Raw genomic sequence first — 20,632 nt, 5'->3', positions numbered from 1 at the left:
TTATAAATAAGGAGGTAACAATTTGATTATAAAAAATGGAAATATTCATGTTGGTAATGGAACAGTATTAATTGATTATGATATTTTAATAGAAAATGGGATTATAAAAGAAATAAATAAAAATATTAGGACTAATGATAATATAATAATTGATGCAAAAGGTAAGGAAGTTTTCCCAGGATTTATTGATCCGGTAAGTAGTTTTGGATGTACAGATATTTCCTTTAGTATAAAGGACAATAATGAAATATCAAGTCCTATAACACCAGAGTGTAAAATAAAATATTCCTTTAATCATAGAGAAATTGACTTAGAAGAACTATATAAGGTAGGAATAACAACCATAGGTGCATCTCCAGGAAACTCAAATATAATAGGAGGACAAATGGCTGCATATAGAACTTGGGGGAAAAACTCAAGCACCATGTTAATAAAGGAACCCATAGGAATAAAGGGTTCTGTCATTAACAATGTTAAGGAACAGTATGGTGAGAAAAAGATGTTTCCTATGACAAAAATGGGCATATTTTCAAGATTAGAGGAGTTTCTAAATAATAAATTAGAATTAAGTGATGAAAGTAAGGAAATAGTTAATTCTATTGTAGAAGGAAAACTGCCATTAATTATTACTGCAAATACTTCAGCCGAAATAAATGCCCTTATTGAAATAATTAAGGGAACTAATATAAAACTTGCTATTGTAGGAGCTTATCAAGGAGATAAATGTATTGATAGTATAATAAAGTCTAATGCCTCTGTTATAGTTGGAGAACAAATATATCTTACAAAAGGAAAATATAATAACACAGATCTATATAAAATTTCTAGACTAATGAAAGAAGGAAATTTAGTAAGTTTTACAATTTCTGGAGACTATGGTATGTCTGGAAAAGTAAAGTACCTTTGGAATGCCATAGAGTTTTACAAAGCTGGAATAGATAAGGAAGATATTGTAAAAATCATGACTCTGAATCCTGCTAAAATACTAGGCATAGATAATATCTTAGGAAGTATTGAGGAAGGGAAGTATGCTGATATAGTCATATATACAAAGAACCCTATTGAATATTATGATGCAAGAGTTTCTAATACAATAGTTGGTGGAGAGCTTGTATATTCAGAGGAGGGGTTAGGGTGTTAGTAATAAGAAATAGTAAGATTTATACAATGGCTGATAGAATAATAGAAAAAGGTTATGTAATAGTTGAGGGAAAAAAGATAATTAAGGTTGGAGATGATGAGTCTTATTTAGAATCAATTATTTCTGAATCTACTAGGGATATTGAAATAATTGATGGAGATGGATTAGTTTTGTTACCAGGATTTGTAGATTGTCATTCCCATATAGGTGGTATGAACTTCAGTGAGTCCACTAGTATTGATGATTTGAATGAAATGACCAACAGTATAACAGCTAATATGGAAGCGATTTATGGAGTTGATCCAAAGTCTCCAGACTTTAAATATTCCTATGAAAATGGTATAACTACATTGGGAATTACACCAGGCAGTGGAAATGTAATATGTGGATTAGTTTTTGCTGCCAAGACATATGGAGATAATATATTTGATATGACAATTAAAAACCCAGTAGCATTAAAGGTGGCATTAGGGGGAAATCCTAAGAGGACTTATGGTGATAGAAACCAGACACCATCAAGTAGAATGGCTATTCCTAATATAATAATAGATTCATTTAATAAAGCAATTAAATACTTAGAAGAAAAAGAAGCAGCAGAATTGGGAAAAGGTGAAATGCCTAAATATAATAGAGATTTAGAAGCCATTATACCAGCGATTAAAAAGGAAATTCCATTAAAAATACATTGTACTCAATTTGATATGATGACTGCAATAGAAGTAGCAAAGAAATTTAATTTAGAATTTTCCATTGATCATGCTTGGGGTGCCAGGGATTATATAGAAGAATTAGTAGAATCTAAGTGTTCCATAGTTTTTGGACCTTTAGGGTCAATAAAAAGCTTTGGGGAGGCTAGATTAATAGATATAGAAAGCGTAATAGAATTAGATAATAGAGGAGTATTGACTGCCATAACAACAGATGCTCCAATACTTAATATAGATAGTTTAGTTCATCATGCTGGAGAAGCAGTTCGTTCAGGATTAGATGTGGAAAGAACCCTAAGAATGATAACAATAAATCCTGCAAAAATACTTGGAATAGATGATGTAGTAGGAAGTATAGAAGAAGGAAAAGATGCTGATTTACTATTGTTTAAAGGAATGCCAACATACAATACAAATGCAAAATTGATTAACACAATAATAGATGGAAAAATTGTATATTCCTCTAATCCATAATAGCGAGGTATAAAGTGATTCAGATAATGATTGTATTTTCAATTATAGCAGGAATAGATAAGATACTAAACAATAAATTTGGATTAGGAGAGAAGTTTGAAGAGGGATTTAAAGCCATGGGAGATTTAGCCCTAAGTATAATTGGCATTTATAGCTTATCTCCAATTATAGGAGAAAAGCTTATGATTGTTTTAGGTCCATTATCAAAACTAATTAATGTAGATCCCTCTGTTTTTTTAAGTAGCATATTAGCAGTAGATTTAGGAGGATATAATACTAGTATTGAAATAGCAAATTCATCAATAATAGGTGAATTCAATGGACTAATATTAGCTTCTACTTTAGGAGCCACTATATCATTTACTATTCCAGTGGCAGTTGGTCTTATATCAAAGGAGGATTTTAAATTCTTTGCTAAAGGAATTTTGGGTGGTATTACTGCCTTGCCTTTGGGAATGATTGTAGGTGGAGTTATAATGGGAATTGAATTTATGGACATTGTATATAATCTAGTACCAGTCATTATATTTTCCATTTTAATAATTTGTGGACTACTTAAATTTCCAGATAAGATGGTCAAGACCTTTAATATATTAGGTAAAGTTATTGTTATAATTAGCACCATAGGCTTAATATTAAATATAATTAGTTTTATTTTTGGATATAATTTGATTCCTGGTATGATACCTTTAGAAGAAGGTATATTATTAGTTGCTAAAATAGGAATTATACTATCTGGAGCATATCCAATGTTTCACTTTATATCTCAAAAGTTAAATAAATTTTTATCTAATATTAGTGAAAAAGTAGGGCTTGATGAATACTCCGTACTGGGTATTTTAAGCTCCCTGGCCAATTGTATTCCCATGTTAGGAATTTATGATAAAATGAATGAAAAGGGTAAGGTAATAAATGCTTCATTTATTGTATCAGGTGCATTTACCTTTGGAGGACAGCTTGCGTATATATCCTCTGTTTCACCAGATAATATTAATCCATTTATAGTCAGCAAATTAGTAGGAGGAATTTTTGCAATATTTATATCTATATTATTTTTAAGATTAGAAAAGGTTAAGGAGGTCAAATATGACTATTAATGAAAGACTAAGAAAATTAAGGAAGTTAATGAGCGAGAAAGGAATTAGTGCCTATATAGTAAATACAGGAGATCCGCATCAATCTGAATATGTGGCAGATTACTATAAAGGAAGGATTTGGATATCAGGATTTACAGGGTCAGCTGGTACTGTAGTTATCACTCAAGATGAAGCAATTCTATGGACTGATGGCAGATATTTTATTCAAGCTGAAAAAGAACTAGAAGGTTCAGAATATAAATTATTTAAAATGAGGATTCCAGGATATCCAACCTATAGTCAATGGCTAAATGAGAAATTAAAAGATGGAGATACTTTAGGTTTTGATGGGGAAGTATTTTCACAGTCTTCAGTTGAAAGTTTAGAAAAGGAATTTGAGGGAAAAGATATTAAATTCATTGATGAATATGATTTAGTAGGAGAAATATGGGAAGATAGACCAGGTATTCCTAAGGGAGAGGCATTCATACATGAGGTAAAATATACAGGAAAAACTGGTAAGGAAAAAATAGAAGAAGTTAGAAAAGAAATGGAAAAACAAAATATAGATTATGTTTTAATAGGGAGCCTAGATGATATAGCTTGGATTTATAATATTAGAGGAAAAGATGTATTACATAATCCTGTTGTTATTTCCTATGCCCTAATTTCAAAGGATGAAGCTTATTTATTTGTAGACAAGGAAAAGATAAATTCTGAAGTTAAAACTTTCTTAAGTGAAAATGATGTACAAATAGCTGCATATGAAGAAGTAATTGACTATATAAAATCATTAGATAAAAATTCGAAAATATATTTAGATAAAAATAGAATAAATAGATGGACATATAAATCAATACCTTCAGAGTGTACTATAGAATCAGGAATAGATATTACAACAAAGCTAAAGGGAATTAAAAATCCTACAGAAATAGAAAATCAAAAGAATGCCTATATTAAAGATGGTGTTGCTTTAGTAAAATTTCTATACTGGTTAGATAAAAATGTAGGTAATACTTATATTACGGAATATTCTGCCCAAGAAAAGTTACTAGAATTTAGGAAAGAGCAAGAAGGATTTATTGAACCAAGTTTTGGAGCTATATCTGCATATAAAGCGAATGCTGCAATGATGCACTATTCAGCTGATGAAGACTCAAGTTCTGAGATTAAAAAGGAAGGTCTATATTTAATTGATTCAGGAGGACAATATTTTGATGGAACTACAGATATTACTAGAACAGCAGTAATGGGTTCAATAACAGAAGAAGAAAAAAGAGATTTTACCTTAACATTAAAGGCTCATATAAATTTGGGAAACGCTAGATTCCTTTACGGTGCTACAGGACATAGCCTTGATGTGTTATCAAGATACCCATTATGGCAGGAAGGCATAGACTATAAATGCGGCACTGGACATGGTGTAGGATTTTTACTAAATGTACATGAGGGGCCTCATGGTTTTGCCATGGTCTCAAATACTGTTGTATTGGAAAAAGGAATGATAATTACCATAGAGCCAGGCGTATATAAGGAAGGAAGTCATGGTATAAGAATAGAAAACGTTGTAGTAGTAGTAGAAGATATAAAAACTGACTCTGGTAAATTTATGAAATTCGACACAATATCATTTGTACCAATAGATTTAGAGGGAATAGATGTAAGCTTATTATCTGAAAGTGAAAGGTTATGGTTAAATGAATATCATAAAGAAGTATATAATAACCTTTCTTCTCATTTAACTGAAGAAGAAAAAGCTTGGCTAAAAGAAGAAACAAAAAACATATAAAAAGAATAACAAAATAAGGGCTTACTATATGCTCCCCTAATGTAAACAGATTTTTAATTACAATCTTACACATTAGAGGGAGCATTATTATTTATTATATAGTTATTAAAAGGATTGATAAATACAGGAAGTGGCGAAGATTCAGTCAATTAATTTTGTCTATATTCATATGCTCCTCCATATAAATAATTGATTTGATTCATCTGCATAAGTAGATGTACAATAGCAATTGGGAAAACTAGTGAATAAAATAAGTTTAGGAGGATTAGAATGAAAAATAAAAAATGGTTAGTGTTACTACTTGCTTTAGTGATGGTAGTATCTACAGCTTGTGGTAATAAAACTCCAATAGAAGAACAAACAACTGATACATCAAAGGATACGGCACAAGAGTCAGCAGCTCCACAGAAAGTAGATGGAGGAATCTTTATACTTCCAATTGGAAGTGACCCTAATGTAATGAATCCATTATATGCAGGGGATAGAGTTACAATGACTATAAATAATGCAATATTTTCACCATTATATGTTGTTGATGAACAAGGAACAGAATTTTATTTAGCTGAAAGTATCACACCATCAGAAGATTATTTAACATATACTTTGAAATTAAAATCAGGTATAAAATGGCATGATGGAGAAGATTTAAATGCAGACGATGTAATATTTACATTGAATTCAATAACTGATGAAAAGCAAAATGCTAACTCCAGAGGTTCATTTGTAATTAATGGTAAACCAGTAGAAGCTAAAAAGATAGATGATGTAACAGTAGAATTTGTATTACCAGAAATTTCAGTACCATTTATGGGTAGCTTAGGTGGACTTCGTCCAATACCTCAGCATATATTTGAAGCAGAGGCAGATTTGCAAAAAAGTCCAAAGAATTTAGAACCAATAGGTTCAGGACCGTTTAAATTTAAAGAAATGAAAAGTGGGGAAAAAGTAGAATTAGTAAGATTTGATGAATACTTTGATGGAAAAGCAAATTTAGAATCAGTAGTATTTAGAGTAATAGCTGATCCAAATGCTGCAAATACAGCTTTATTAAATGGAGAGCTATCTGCTAGATATATTACTACTGCTGATTTAGATAAATTCAATTCAGAAGAAAATATTAATGTAGTGACATATAAAGAAGGTATGTTAAATAATATGGTATTTAAACTATCTAACAAAGATTTACAAAATGAAGATATAAGAAAAGCAATTGCATATGGAATCAACAGGGCAGAGTTAGTAACAGGAGTTTATAAATCAGAAGAATATGCAGAACAAGCATACTCAGTTTTTGTACCAAGTACACAATTCCATACTAATGAAGTAGAGAAATATGAGTATAATGTAGAAAAAGCAAAAGAACTTCTTAAAGGTGCAGGAGCTGAAAATCTAAAATTAAGATTAGCATATATTAATTCAAGTAAAGAGAACGAAGGTTTTGGACTAATTATGCAGCAGCAATTAAAAGAAATTGGGGTAGAATTAGAACTTATACCTATGGAAAGAGGAGCTTTCTATGATAAGTTACTAGATGCTTCAAGTACTGATTTCGACTTAGCATTTAACGGATATGTAATGGGAGTAGAGCCAAACGGATATAAGCCTTTATTCCGTACAGGAGATTTTAACAATTTCATGGCATATGAGAATCAAGAATTAGATGCAAAGTGGGAGGCAGGAGTAGTTGAAACAGATGAAGCTAAGAGGGCTGAAATCTATGAAAGTATTCAAAAACAACTAATGGATGATATGGTAGTATATCCAATAGCCTACCCAAATTCAATTGTGGCAATAAGCAGTGAATTTGGTGGAATAGAAGAAGCAACACCAGCTCCAATATTTATGTTTAGAGATTTATCTAAACTTTATATCATGAAATAATTTAAGCTACTATTCACAGCCAATGAAATAAATATAATAAAAATACACACTCACTGTTTCAGACATGAATAATTCTATAGAGAATTCCAGCTGAAAATCCTACAACTTGCAAACTCGCTACGCTCAAACAGTGCAAGTTGCTTAACGGTTTTTCAGCTTACATTCCCTAAGAATTATAGTCATGTCCTGCAAATGTTCGTTTAGTATTTTTATTATATTGGGCAGCTGTGAATAGTAACCAATTTAAATAAAGTTCACAAAAGTAAACTGAATTTCAGTTTACTTTTGTAATTATATTAGGAGGAATTTTTGTGGTAAGAATGATTGTAAAAAGAGTGGTTCAAGCAATACCAATGCTATTTGCCATATCTATAGTTTCATTTCTTCTTATACAATTAGCACCAGGAGACCCTGTTCAAGCATATATTACTCCTGAAATGGGTCCAGCAGAAATAGAGACAATAAGGGAAAATATGGGGCTAAATAGTCCTTTGCATATACAATATATACGATGGCTAAAATCCACATTACAAGGTGATTTAGGCTATTCATTAGTAAATCATAGACCAGTAGGAGTACAAATAGCAGAGAGACTTCCAGCTACCTTAGGTCTCATGGGAGCATCTTTAATTACATCTATGATTATTGGTATTATAATAGGTCTTGTTTCAGCAGCCAACCAGAATAAGGCATTTGACAATATTGCAACTTTTATTTCTTACCTTGGGATTTCTATACCCAGTTTTTGGTTTGCAATGATGTTAGTATATGTTTTATCTTTAAAATTAAAACTTTTACCTAGTATTGGTATGAGGACCATAGGAGTTCATACAACTTGGGATTTAATAAAACATGGAATAATGCCTACAATCGTTTTAAGTTTACAAAGTATAGCAACCATAGCCAGATATATTAGGTCAAGTACCATATCACAGTTAAAAGAGGACTATGTAGTAGTAGAATATGCTTCAGGAGCTAGTAAAAGAGAAGTGTTATATAAGTATGTATTAAAAAATGCAATTTTACCTGTAATTACAATACTTGGAATGTCTTTACCAAACCTAGTATCAGGTGCATTTATTACAGAGAGTATTTTTGGATGGCCAGGTATGGGTCAGCTTGGCATAACATCTATATTTAGTTATGATTATCCCCTTATTATGGCTATTACCATGTTTTCATCTTTGATATTAATTATAGGAAATCTATTATCTGATATATTATATGGTATTGCAGATCCAAGGATTAAGGAGTTGAGTTAATAATGAATAGCAGGTTAAGAGGAAATTTAAAATATCAGTTAAAACAAAACAAACTGGGAATTATTGCTGTAATAGTCATAGCAATATTATTAATTGCATCTATTCTTGCTTTCTTAGCTCCTCATGATCCAAATAAAATTGATATAATGAACAGTTTAAAGTCTCCAAATAAGGAGCATATATTTGGTACAGATGAAATGGGACGAGATTATTTTGCCCGTGCATTATATGGTGGAAGAGTGTCCCTTACAGTTGGATTTCTATCTATGATAATCTCCACAGTAATAGGAACAATAGTTGGAACCATTAGTGGTTATTTTGGTGGAAGAATTGATAGTTTGATTATGAGAACTATAGATATTTTAATGAGTATACCTACATTTTTCTTGATACTTATACTAAACGCATATTTAAAACCTGGAATTCAAAATATAATTATAATCATAGGTTTGTTTAGTTGGATGGGAATAGCAAGGATAGTTAGAGGCGAGACTCTCTCAGTTAAGGAAAGAGAATATGTATTGTATTCAAAAGTTACTGGAGAAAAGTCTCGAACTATTATGCTAAAGCATATTATACCAAATATCTTTCCTACAGTTATAGTTGCATCAACCTTAAATATTGCAGGAGCCATACTTACGGAGTCTTCTTTATCTTTTTTAGGTTTAGGAGTACGTCAGCCAGACTCATCTTGGGGAAGTATGCTTAAATATGCTCAAGGATATATAGGAGATGCACCATATTTAGCTTTATTTCCTGGAATATTAATATTACTTACGGTACTTAGTTTTAATATTTTGGGAGATATATTTAGAGTTGCCTTTGAGCCTAAGGCAAATAATGATTAGGGGAAAGGAGTTTTAAAATGAAAGAGCCCTTACTAAACATAAAGGATTTAAAGGTTTCCTTTTTTAATAATAGCGGAGAAGTAAAAGTAATTCGTGGAGTTTCCTTTGATTTACAAAAGGGAGAAGTCCTTGGAGTAGTTGGAGAATCAGGAAGTGGAAAATCTGTTACATCTATGTCCATTATAAAACTTTTAAAAGGAACAGGACAAATCACAAATGGTGAGATTATTTATAAAGGCGAAGACATAGTTAAAAAATCTGAAAAAGAAATGATGAAAATAAGGGGTAATGACATAGCCATGATATTTCAAGACCCTATGACTTCCCTTAATCCAGTATTTACAGTAGGTTCTCAAATATCCGATGTTATCAGAAGACATCAAGGATTAAGTAAGGCTAAATCTAGGGAAAAGGCAATAGAAATGCTTAAAATGGTGGGAATTCCTTCACCAGAAGAAAGGTATAGCAATTATCCCCATGAATTTAGCGGTGGTATGAGACAACGTGCAATTATTGCCATGGCTTTAAGCTGTGAGCCAGATTTACTTATAGCAGATGAGCCTACTACAGCTTTAGATGTAACTATTCAAGCTCAAATCCTTCAACTCCTAATGGAGTTAAAGGAAAAAATAGATACTTCCATTATTTTAATAACCCATGATTTAGGAGTAGTAGCAAATACCTGCTCTAGAGTAATTGTAATGTATGGTGGACTTATAATGGAAGAAGGAACTGTAGATGATATTTTTTATAATCCGATGCACCCTTATACAAGGGGACTTCTGCAATCTTTACCAAAGAAAAATACAGAAGAAAGACAAAGGCTTATACCTATAAAGGGAAATCCACCTGATTTAGCAAAAATAGTTTCTGGATGTCCCTTTAAAGAACGCTGTCCTCATGCCATGGATATATGTAACAAAGAACCAGAGTATTATTATGATGGAGAAAATCATAGGGCAATGTGTTGGCTTTTAGATAATAGTATAAAGAAAGGAGATGAATCTAATGGAAAATAAGAATAAGTTAATAGAAGTAAAGAATTTAAAGAAGTATTTTCCAGTAGGTAAATCCTCTTTATTTGGTAGCACCAATTATCTGAAGGCTGTAGATGATATTAGCTTTTATATAAATCAAGGAGAAACTTTGGGATTAGTGGGAGAGTCTGGATGTGGAAAATCTACTACAGGCAGAAGTATTATTAGAATGTTTGATATAAATGGTGGAGAGATATATTATAAGGGGGTAGATATATCTAAATTAAAAGAAAAAAAATTGAAACCCTATAGAAGAAAAATGCAGGTAATATTTCAAGACCCTTATGCCTCTCTTAATCCAACTTTAACTGTAAAGGACTTGGTATCTGAGCCTTTAGATGTTTACCATATAGGAAACAAAAAAGAAAGATATGAAAGAGTATTAGAACTAATAGAAAAAGTAGGACTAACTAAGGAACATTTAGATAGATACCCTCATGAATTCAGTGGAGGGCAAAGACAGAGAATAGGCATCGCAAGAGCTTTATCTATTAATCCAGAATTTATACTATGTGACGAGCCTATATCAGCCCTCGATGTATCTATTCAGGCACAGGTAGTCAATATGCTGGAGGATTTACAACATGAATTGGGGCTGACTTATTTATTTATAGCCCATGATTTATCTATGGTAAGACATATATCTCAGCGTATTGGAGTAATGTATTTAGGTAAACTAGTAGAAATAGGACCTAGCCATGCTATATATAAAAACCCTCTACATCCTTATACTAAAGCTTTATTATCCTCAGTACTAGAACCAGATCCAAAATTAGCCAGAGAAAATCCCATAAGAGTAATAGAAGGAGATGTACCAAGCCCTCTTAAACCTCCTACAGGATGTAGATTTGTCACTAGATGTAAATATAAGAAAAAGGAATGTAACAACCTGGAGCCAGAACTTAAAGAAGTAGAAAAAGACCATTTTGTGGCATGTCATTTATATTAAGAAAAAGTAATCACTCTGTATGCCCGTACAGAGTGATTAAAATATTTTAATTATTCCCCTCTTTTTTTCCTAAACTTTAATAAAACATAAATTACAACTCCAATTATTATACCATATGGCAAGAAATATATAAGAGATACAACTAAGTTTTCAATATTTGAAGTAAAGAAATATAGAGAATCCTTAAAGGCGTTTGCAATTTTAGTAGAAAAAGGAGTTTTGCTATTGTCTTTAGAACTTAGTTTTGATACTTCTCTTAATTCAAAATATACAGTAGAATAATCTATTTTATCATCCATATCCTTTATATTTATAGTTAAATTTTCTTTTTCATAGATAATGGTACTAAGTTGGTTTTCCAGTGCTATTATATCTTCCATTTTTTCTGCTTTATTTAATAATTCAAGGATTCTTTTTTCCTTTGCTTCCAAAACTCTAAGTCTAGACTCTGTATCTCTATAGGTTTTACTTATATCTTCCTTAGAGGTATTTTCTGAAATAACGTTGCCTATTTCCTTGAGTTCTTCTACAAACTGATTAAGATTTTCTTTAGGAATCCTTATGGAATGATGAGAGTTTTTTAATCCACTATGCTCAATATAATTATTATAATATATATCAGAGTTTTCAACATAGCCTTTATATTTTGTAATTAATTCATTCAACTTGTCAGTGGTAACCATGAATTCCTTTGTTTCCATAGAAATTAAAACTGTAGTTATTATCTTTTCAGGTTCAACTGAATCAATACTAGAGTTTTCAACTATTAAATCATCTCTAATTCCAGAAATTTTATTTTCCTCTGTTTCCATAGGTGCCATATCATAAGAAGTTTCTGATTTTGATATGCCTTTTCTAGCACATCCTGAAAATATTATGGAAAAACTTAAAATAAAAGCTACTATAAGGATTAATCTTCTATTTTTCAAATTTCTCATCTCCTTTTCCACTATTATACAATGATATGTCAAAGTATAGGTTACAAATTTTTTACAAAACTATTTAGATTTTAGGAATCGTCTAAAGAAGTTTTTAGGTACTGCCTTTGTAATTACCAAAATAAATATATAAGCTATTATGCCTACTAAAAGGCTAGATATAAATCCAATAAAATTAGAGCTTTGAAGGTTAGATAAATCATGGGTAGTTAAAAGTATTGCTCCAATCATAAATATAGTGGCTAAAAGAGGTTTCCCTATAATATCTAGATAATTGATATTCAGCTTAATTACAGAACGTAAAACAATTAAGTCCAAAATAAGAGCTACTATAATAGATACATAAAATGCAATAAAAAATCCGTTGATTCCAAATTGAGGGTTTCCCACTAATATATAAATAAGAATAATTCTAATGACCATACTAATGATTCCGTTTATAGTATCCTGCACTTGGCTGTTTAGACCTAGAAGTACACCTGAAATAGTGTTCTGTAAAGCCATAAGAATAGTACCAAAAGCCATAATATATATATAAGGTGCAACCTTTATATCACTATATAAAAATACTGCTAAAGGTTTAGAAAACACAGTATATATTGCTGTCAAAGGCAGAGAAACAAGAATAGTTGCCTTTATAGATAGATTTATATCTCTTTTCATCTCCTTATATCTCTTTAAAGCCATCTGTTCTGAAAGACTTGGAATCAGGTTAAGAACCAAAGCAGCTGTAACTATAAAGGATAGATGAATAAGGGGCATAGCCATTCCCATAATTCTTCCAAAGGTTGATATAGCCTCACTGCTACTATATCCTGAAGCCATAAGTCTGCTAGGAATTAAAACAGTATTGGTAAACCTGAATACAACTTGAAAAGAACCAGCAACAGTTAAAGGAACTGCCATAGTCAAAAGTTTTAGAAACAAAGCTATACTGCTTACATTATGGGGAATTTTCTTCCTTTTATATAAACGATTTTTCCAGTATATGGACCATAGTAAATCGAAGGATTCTCCAATACTAAGACCAATTAGTGCTATTATAGCTCCGTTAATTGGATTTGTAGGCTTTACACAATATATAATAGCCATAACCCCAACAAACCTAGTGAAATGTTCAATTATTTGTGCAAGACCAGGAGTCACCATATTCTTCATTCCATAGAAATATGCTTTTAATACATTGCTTAAAGAAAATATAATAATAGCTGGAACCATAAAATATACTCCAAGAATCATATCTTTGTTTTTAAGCATTTTAACGGCTATAAAATCTGAGAAAAATATTAAGACTCCACTAAGTAAAATGGCCAATAAAAAATTAAATATAAAAGTTAGTTTAAAAATACCTTCTACATTATTAGGACCACTTTTAGAGTTTTCTTCTGCAATTATCTTTGTGAGGGCAGTAGGAATTCCAGAGATTGTTATAATCAAAAATGTCATAAGGGTAGACAATCCAATTTGAAATAATCCCATAGACTCTGCTCCTAAGAGTTTAGATAGAAAAATATCATAAGCAAATCCAATGATTCTCATAAAAAAATTCATAAAAACCATAAAAACTGAACCATAAATAAATCCGTTTTTATTCAAAAAAATCACCTCTTAAAAAAAGTCCAATATTAATTTATATGTTCTTTAAGTGATTATATTATCTTTATTATGGAACTTATGAGGAGATGGTCTAATTTTTATAGAATAAAATAAAAAATTGTATGTCAGAGAAAATTTACATAATCAAGTGACATACAAAGTAATATATTAACCATATTTAATTTTTATTTTCGACAACTTAAATGGATACTAAAAAGTGTAGTAAGTATTATTGTGAACTGTCGTCACAATGTTCTATTATTTTTTTCCTAAAAAAATAATATGTATAAATATATACAGGAATTGTTATGGGGTCACCAGCCAAAAATGATACCCAATATAAGCTGTTAAAACTTATATTTGTACTTAACAAGCTGATTACCCTTAAAGAAAGTCTTATTGAAAATATAAGAAGCCACGCATAATTAGTCGGTAGAAAAACACTTTCATCCATGTCTTTGATATATGGAATTTCAAAATCTTTAGCGAAAAAATATGAGTAAGACCTTTTTTTTATTATACAGATTAAGAGAATGACTACTAAAATAAAGTTTTCAAGTACAGCTGGATAAAACATGAACCGATCATTGCCCGAAAAAACACAGCCTAATAATGAAAATAGAGTTAGACAAAACCCGATTATAAGCGAATTGTTAATCTTTTTATGTTTCTTAAGATTGTATAAAATCATAATAGTACTGATGCTGATAGAGATGCTTAAAGCTATGGGTATTCCTAACTTTCCATACAATACTCTGAAAAAAACAGCTGGCAAAAACATATACAATAGTTGTTTTATGATATTTTTTATACTCATAATAACCTCCCTATATCTGTGTATTATATAAACTTAAACTCCGTTAATCTGCCCTTTAGCAAGAAGAACAGATAAAGTATATACTAGTTTTAATAATATCATAAGGTAGAAACTAAATCTAGGAAAATTATGGAATAAGTTATATCATTTTTTTGCAAGGAAATTGAACCTTTGATTTTTCGGAGGTGGATGTTTATTGTGAACAAGACCCTATTCCTCTTGTAGACAGAATTGTTCAATGGTATAATCTTATACTGTATACATAAAAAATTAAAAGGAGGATAAGATGAAGAATAGTAATAAGAGAGGATATATAGTACTGTCAGCCGCAGCAGGAATTAACTTTATTTCAGCAATAATGTATGTTTGGAGTGTAATAAGCAAGGCGCTTGTCACTGAGCTGAATTGGACAAGCAAAGAAGCATCTCTTCCCTATACTGTATTAACTATATCCTTTGTAATAGCAATGGTTATATTTGGGAAAATAGTAGATTCTAAGGGACCTAGAATACCTGCTACAGCAGGAGGTATTTTAATCGGAATAGGTTTGATTTGTTCAGGAATGACTACTAGCCCTATACTTATGGTATTTACAATGGGGATACTTGTTGGAGCAGGTTCAGGTATTATAAATGTTGCAACTACTGCTACTGTTGTAAAATGGTTTTCACAGGAGAAAAAAGGTATGGTAACAGGAATAGTAGTTGCAGGAGTAGGACTATCCTCTGCATTTTATTCACCATTATCCAATTACCTTATAAACTCAGTTGGTATATCTAAAACATTTTCCTATTTGGGAATATTTGTTTTACTTACAGCCATACCATTATCTTTAATTATAAAGAATCCACCACAGAATTTTATTCCAGAAAATAAAGAAGTAAATAAACAGAAAAATATAAGTGTAGACTATGATTGGAAATATATAATAAAAGATAAATATTTCTATAAATTATGGGTAATGCTTGGATTATCTTCATCAGCTGGACTGATGATTATTGGACATATATCCAATATAGCAAAGCTTCAGATAAAATGGGAAGCTGGATTTATTTTAGTAATTATATTATCTATTTTTAATAGTTTGGGAAGAGTACTTGGTGGACTTATATCTGATAAAGTAGATAGACTTACTTTAGTTAGATTTATATTTATATTACAGATGATAAATATGTTTAGTTTCGCCGTATATTCAAATGTAGCATTACTTAGTATTGGAGTTGCCATAGCAGGACTATGCTATGGAGGAGGATTCGCCATATTTCCAGCCATGGCATCAGATGCTTATGGAAGTAAAAATTTTGGTATGAACTATGGAATATTATTTACGGCTTGGGGACTAGGAGGAGTAATAGGACCTATGACAGCAGCTACTATATTGGATTTTACTGGAACTTATAATTATGCTTATATAGTAGCGGGAGTTCTTCTTTTAATCGCCATAGGAATTACGTTTATGGTGAAGAAAAAATAAAAAATATATTGTAAATAAAAACGAATCCATTCAAGGATTCGTTTTTATTTATATAGAAGGAAACTTCTAGATTTAGAAACTTTATTTTCATACTATTAATACTATTATATTATCCTATAGATACAAGATGGCAGATAAATAATACCTATTAGAATACTAGGGCTAATTGAGATAAAATAATAATTAACAAAGTAAATAATAATTGGAGATGACAAAATGGAGAAGGAAAAATTATTTCAAGAAATAAGTGATGCTGTAGTAGAAATGGATGATGAATTAGTAGAGGAGCTTTGTAATAAATCTTTAGAAGTGCTTATACCACCTAATGAAACAATTACTAAAGGTTTAATATCAGGAATGGATAGAGTAGGAGAACTTTATGAAGAAGAGGAATATTTTTTACCTGAAGTACTAATATGTTCAGATACTTTAAATATAGGACTAGATATATTAAAGCCTCATATTGAAAAAGAGGATAGAGAAAATACTATAAAAGTGGTTATTGGAGTAGTAGAGGGAGATACCCATGATATAGGGAAAAATTTAGTGAAAATAATGACAGAATCTGCTGGAATAGAAGTATATGATTTAGGGAGAGATGTTCCTCTTAAAAACTTTATTACAGTGGCAGAAGAAGTAGAGGCGGATTTTATCTGTATGTCAACTTTAATGACTACAACTATGATGGGAATGAAGAAGGTAATCGATATGTTAGAGGAAAGTAATATTAGAGATAAATATAAAGTTCTAGTAGGTGGAGGACCTATATCTCAAAGATTTGCCGATGAAATAGGGGCCGATGCCTATGCTGTAGACGCAAACGAAGCAGTAAGAAGAATGAAACTAATTGCAAATAATTAAAATGGAGAGATACAATGAAGGAAAAAGAAAGAATTTTAAAAGTTTTAAATGGAGAAAAAGTAGATAGACCTCCAGTCATATGTCCAGGAGGGATGATGAATGCTGCTGTTACAGAGATTATAGAAGATATGCACTCCAATCATAATATTGATGTGGAAGCTATGGTATCTACTGCTATTAAGGTAAGAGAACTTACAGGATTTGAAAACTATGGAGTTCCTTTTTGTATGACTTGCGAGTCAGAATCTTTTGGTGTAAAAATCAGTGAAGGTGATAAAAATAATGAACCAAGAGTATTGGCATATAACGAAGATGATTTAGAAAAAATAATGGATAATTTTGACCCAAATATAAATATGAACTTTAGGGCTAAAACTGTAATACAAGCAATTCAAGGGCTAAAGAATGATGAAATACCTGTAATAGGAAATATTACTGGACCCATAAGTACAGCTACTTCTATTGTAGACCCCATGAAATTATTTAAAATGTTGAGAAGAGAGCCAGATAAGGCATATAAATTTATAGAATATATAAATTTATATCTAATAGAATATGCAGAAAAAATGGTTCATGCTGGTGCAGATATAATAGCGATTTCAGATCCTACAGCAACAGGTGAAATACTAGGTAGAAAGAATTTTGATAAATTTGCAATGCCTATGTATATTAAATTCTTAAATAGAATGAAAGAAATAAATATTCCTGTTATTATTCATATCTGTGGAGATGCAAAAACCATAATAGATAGTTTAGATACATTAGATGTTGCTGCCCTTAGCTTTGATTCCATAGTAAATATGAGATTTGCAAGAAAAACTCTTAAAACAAAACTTATGGGAAATGTAAGTACTTTACTGTTACAGAATGGACCTACAGATAAAATCATATCAATAACTAAAAATGCTATGGATTCTGGTGTGGACATTGTATCACCTGCCTGTGGTCTAGGTATGTCAACTCCCATAGAAAATCTAAAAGCCATGACAGATTATGTGAAAGGAAGTATCTAATGCCTATAGTTAAATTTACTAAAGAGAATATAGATGTTGAAGTAGAAACGGGAAGTTTTTTGCTAGATGCCATTAGAAAGACAAAGTTAAAGATGGAAACTCCATGTAATGGTATGGGGTTTTGTGGCAAATGTAAGGTAATAATTAAAAAAGGACAGTTATCAGAACCAAGTTCTAAAGAAAGAGAAATAATTGATGAAAGTAAAAATGAAAGATTGTCCTGTATGGCAAAAGTTCTTGGAAATGTGGAAGTAGGATTAATACACAATGAAAAATCACTTAAAACAGTGCATAAAGGATTTAGTATTGATGTAGCTGTAGATAGCTCTATTAAATCTATTAAATTACCAAGTATTCATAGAGAAAAATCCATACCTTATGTGGACTCTTTAAATTACTCCTTTAATTCAGTAGAACTATATAAAAAGATTAGTCATATGGAAGAAAATGATTCTACAGAAATATGGGGAGTAGTATTTAAAGAAGAACTAATGGATATTGGTAATTGTGAAAAGAAAATACTAGGAGTAGGTATAGATATTGGGACTACAGGTGTTTCATATTATTTGATAAATTTAAAAGATGGAGAAATAATAGAAAGATATTCCTCTCTCAATCCTCAAACTCAATATGGAGGAGATGTACTTACAAGAATTTCATATTGTATGGAGAATCCATTAGGTGCTAGTGAAATGCAGGAATTAATAATAGAAGATATAAATAACTCCATAGAGATATTGTTAGGGAGTATTTATAATAAAGATGATATATATCATATTATAGTTTCTGCCAATACCACTATGATACATCTTTTACTTGGAATAAGTCCAGTATCTTTATCTAAGGCACCTTATAGGTCCATAGTATTAAGTCCAAAGAATATTAAAGCAAATCATATAAATATCAAATCCAATAAGGAAGCAATACTTAGTATAATTCCATCTGCATCATCATATGTAGGTGGTGATATAGTTTCAGGGATTATAGCATCAGATTTCCAAAATAATAAAGAGGCTATATTTATAGATATAGGAACAAATGGTGAAATGGCAGCCATAAAAGACGGAGAAATAATATGTACATCTACAGCAGCAGGACCTGCTCTAGAGGGAATGAATATAGAATGTGGGTGTCGTGCAGAAAAAGGAGCAATAGAAAGCTTTGATATAGACGAAGACTATAATATTCAATTTACCACAATAGAAGATGAAAATCCTACAGGAATTTGTGGTAGTGGATTAATAGATATAGCGGCGGCATTAGTTAAAAGAAATATATTGATGAAATCAGGAAGATGGAATAAAAACCTAGATTCTAAAATAAAAGATAGATTAGTAGATAAAAAATTCTATATAACTGAGGACATATATATTTCTCAAAAAGATATAAGACAAATTCAGTTGGCAAAGGGAGCCATAGCTGCTGGTGTAATTTTAATGCTAGAGGAAATGGAATTGAACATAGAGGAAATACCAAAAATATATATTGCAGGCTCATTTGGGTATCATGTTAACCCTAACAGTATAAAAATCATAGGGCTTATTCCCAATGGATTTAATGGAGAAATATATTTCTTAGGTAATACTTCTTTAGAAGGGGCTAGATTAGCACTAATTAATAAAGAATATCTTGAAAAAGCATATACCATAAGGAGAGAAATGAAAGTTTTAGAATTATCCATGGGAGAAAAATTTCAAGATGTATTTATATCTCAATTAAACTTTTAGAAAAGGTGATTAAATGGCAGTTCAAAATATATTCAAATGTACAGGAAACGAAGTCGAAATAATACCTGATGAAATCCTACAGGAACTAAATATTTCCTATGAAGAAGGTAATAAAGAAGCATTAAAAATGTCAATATTGGCTAAGAAATTAAAAGACTATAATAATAAAGATTATTGTAGTCTGCCACTTTGTCATACAGTAGAAGCAGAATCTTTTGGTTCTACTGTAGCTTTTAATCCAGACGTAGGAAATAGAATAATAAAATATGGAATTGAGAACATAGACCAAATCCCAGAAATGGAAAAGATAGATTTAAAAAGGGGAAGAATATTTGAAGTTTTAAAGGCAATAGATATATTAAAGGAAGAAGGAGAAAATATAGTTCTGAATATAACAGGACCTATTAGTGTAGTTACTTCCATTTTAGATAGTCAGTTATTTTATAAATCCATAAGAAAAGAAAAGGAAATGATCAATAGATTATTGTCTATAATTGAGGACAGTATAGTGGAACTTACACTAAAAGCTATGGAACAAGAAGTAAATATTATTTCATTTGCTGATCCTACAGGAACTATAGATATAGTTGGACCAAAAGTATATAAAGAGATGTCGGGAAAATCAGTATATAATATATTGAAAAGGATAGAAGATAATATTACAGGAAATACAGTAGTTCATCTATGTGGCAAAACATCTACTTCCTTAGAGTCAATAGGACTTCTAGATATTGAAAGAAAGAAAGTGGAAGGTAAAACTTATTTTGAGATGATTGAAAACATAAAAAAGGAAGAAAAGGATATAAAGTTTATAGGTCATAGATGTTTAAAACTAAATAAGGCTTATGGTGAAATGATTATATGTAAACTGAAATAATGGAAATTTTCCTTTCCTAGTATTTTACATTTCTAGAAATTTGATATGAGACAATACATTTGTGACAAGTAAATATGAAAAAAGGAAAGACCTCTGATATAATGTTGTTTACCATAACAAACAAAAATCGGAGGGATCTTTCCTTATGAAAACAATTATAACAGA

16 protein-coding genes are annotated in these 20,632 nt (G+C 30.7%); 14 read left to right on the top strand and 2 right to left on the bottom strand.

Annotated elements, in window-relative coordinates:
- The first annotated feature begins 22 nt into the window (after nt 1-22).
- The 9 genes from FYJ83_RS14660 (at nt 23) to FYJ83_RS14620 (ending at nt 11,164) form a co-directional block, all read left to right on the top strand.
- Entirely contained in the window at nt 23-1,141 is a 1,119-nt protein-coding gene (locus FYJ83_RS14660) for an amidohydrolase family protein (RefSeq protein WP_154441715.1), read from the top strand.
- Nucleotides 1,135-2,322 (top strand): amidohydrolase family protein, encoded by a 1,188-nt coding sequence (locus FYJ83_RS14655; RefSeq protein WP_326828350.1) that lies wholly within the window; start codon nt 1,135-1,137, stop codon nt 2,320-2,322. The genes FYJ83_RS14660 and FYJ83_RS14655 overlap by 7 nt, the downstream gene beginning before the upstream one ends.
- 14 nt (nt 2,323-2,336) lie before the next feature.
- Complete coding sequence (gene eutH / locus FYJ83_RS14650) at nt 2,337-3,419, top strand: ethanolamine utilization protein EutH (protein WP_326828349.1); 1,083 nt, start codon at nt 2,337-2,339, stop codon at nt 3,417-3,419.
- The gene (locus FYJ83_RS14645; protein ID WP_154441713.1) at nt 3,409-5,187 is read left to right on the top strand and encodes an aminopeptidase P family protein; all 1,779 of its coding nucleotides are present in this window, start codon (nt 3,409-3,411) and stop codon (nt 5,185-5,187) included. The genes eutH and FYJ83_RS14645 overlap by 11 nt, the downstream gene beginning before the upstream one ends.
- Nucleotides 5,188-5,457: 270 nt before the next feature.
- Complete coding sequence (locus FYJ83_RS14640) at nt 5,458-7,068, top strand: ABC transporter substrate-binding protein (protein ID WP_154441711.1); 1,611 nt, start codon at nt 5,458-5,460, stop codon at nt 7,066-7,068.
- Between the two features lie 320 nt (nt 7,069-7,388).
- Entirely contained in the window at nt 7,389-8,330 is a 942-nt protein-coding gene (locus FYJ83_RS14635) for an ABC transporter permease (protein WP_154441739.1), read from the top strand.
- Between the two features lie 2 nt (nt 8,331-8,332).
- A complete protein-coding gene (locus tag FYJ83_RS14630; RefSeq protein ID WP_154441709.1) occupies nt 8,333-9,178 on the top strand; it encodes an ABC transporter permease in 846 nt (281 codons plus the stop codon).
- A 17-nt stretch (nt 9,179-9,195) separates the two neighbouring features.
- Nucleotides 9,196-10,197, top strand: a complete 1,002-nt coding sequence (locus tag FYJ83_RS14625; RefSeq protein ID WP_154441707.1) for an ABC transporter ATP-binding protein — start codon at nt 9,196-9,198, stop codon at nt 10,195-10,197.
- The gene (locus FYJ83_RS14620) at nt 10,187-11,164 is read left to right on the top strand and encodes an ABC transporter ATP-binding protein (protein WP_154441705.1); all 978 of its coding nucleotides are present in this window, start codon (nt 10,187-10,189) and stop codon (nt 11,162-11,164) included. The genes FYJ83_RS14625 and FYJ83_RS14620 overlap by 11 nt, the downstream gene beginning before the upstream one ends.
- Before the next feature lie 50 nt (nt 11,165-11,214).
- On the opposite strand, the gene FYJ83_RS14615 is transcribed toward FYJ83_RS14620, so the two are convergent.
- Together FYJ83_RS14615 and FYJ83_RS14610 are read right to left on the bottom strand one after the other, a co-directional pair.
- Nucleotides 11,215-12,093 carry a DUF4349 domain-containing protein gene (locus FYJ83_RS14615; protein ID WP_195838016.1) on the bottom strand — a complete coding sequence of 293 codons (879 nt, stop codon included), beginning with the start codon at nt 12,091-12,093 and terminating at the stop codon, nt 11,215-11,217.
- Nucleotides 12,094-12,162: 69 nt separating this feature from the next.
- Nucleotides 12,163-13,698, bottom strand: coding sequence for a putative polysaccharide biosynthesis protein (locus FYJ83_RS14610; protein WP_154441701.1), 1,536 nt, complete (start codon nt 13,696-13,698; stop codon nt 12,163-12,165).
- A 1,103-nt stretch (nt 13,699-14,801) separates the two neighbouring features.
- Between FYJ83_RS14610 and FYJ83_RS14605 the strand changes: the two genes are divergently transcribed.
- From FYJ83_RS14605 to FYJ83_RS14585, 5 genes are all read left to right on the top strand, one after another.
- Nucleotides 14,802-15,989 (top strand): L-lactate MFS transporter, encoded by a 1,188-nt coding sequence (locus FYJ83_RS14605; protein ID WP_154441699.1) that lies wholly within the window; start codon nt 14,802-14,804, stop codon nt 15,987-15,989.
- A 216-nt stretch (nt 15,990-16,205) separates the two neighbouring features.
- Nucleotides 16,206-16,850 carry a corrinoid protein gene (locus FYJ83_RS14600; RefSeq protein WP_154441697.1) on the top strand — a complete coding sequence of 215 codons (645 nt, stop codon included), beginning with the start codon at nt 16,206-16,208 and terminating at the stop codon, nt 16,848-16,850.
- Nucleotides 16,851-16,864: 14 nt separating this feature from the next.
- Nucleotides 16,865-17,863, top strand: a complete 999-nt coding sequence (locus FYJ83_RS14595) for a uroporphyrinogen decarboxylase family protein (protein WP_154441695.1) — start codon at nt 16,865-16,867, stop codon at nt 17,861-17,863.
- The gene (locus FYJ83_RS14590; protein ID WP_154441693.1) at nt 17,863-19,590 is read left to right on the top strand and encodes an ASKHA domain-containing protein; all 1,728 of its coding nucleotides are present in this window, start codon (nt 17,863-17,865) and stop codon (nt 19,588-19,590) included. Before FYJ83_RS14595 ends, FYJ83_RS14590 begins: the two co-directional genes overlap by 1 nt.
- Before the next feature lie 13 nt (nt 19,591-19,603).
- Nucleotides 19,604-20,467: a uroporphyrinogen decarboxylase family protein gene (locus FYJ83_RS14585; RefSeq protein WP_154441691.1), complete on the top strand. Its 864-nt coding sequence runs from the start codon at nt 19,604-19,606 to the stop codon at nt 20,465-20,467.
- Nucleotides 20,468-20,632 lie beyond the last annotated feature (165 nt).

The sequence above is a fragment of the Tissierella pigra genome, assembly GCF_009695605.1.
GTDB lineage: Bacteria > Bacillota > Clostridia > Tissierellales > Tissierellaceae > Tissierella > Tissierella pigra.
This window is presented reverse-complemented; position numbering and strand designations above follow the sequence as displayed.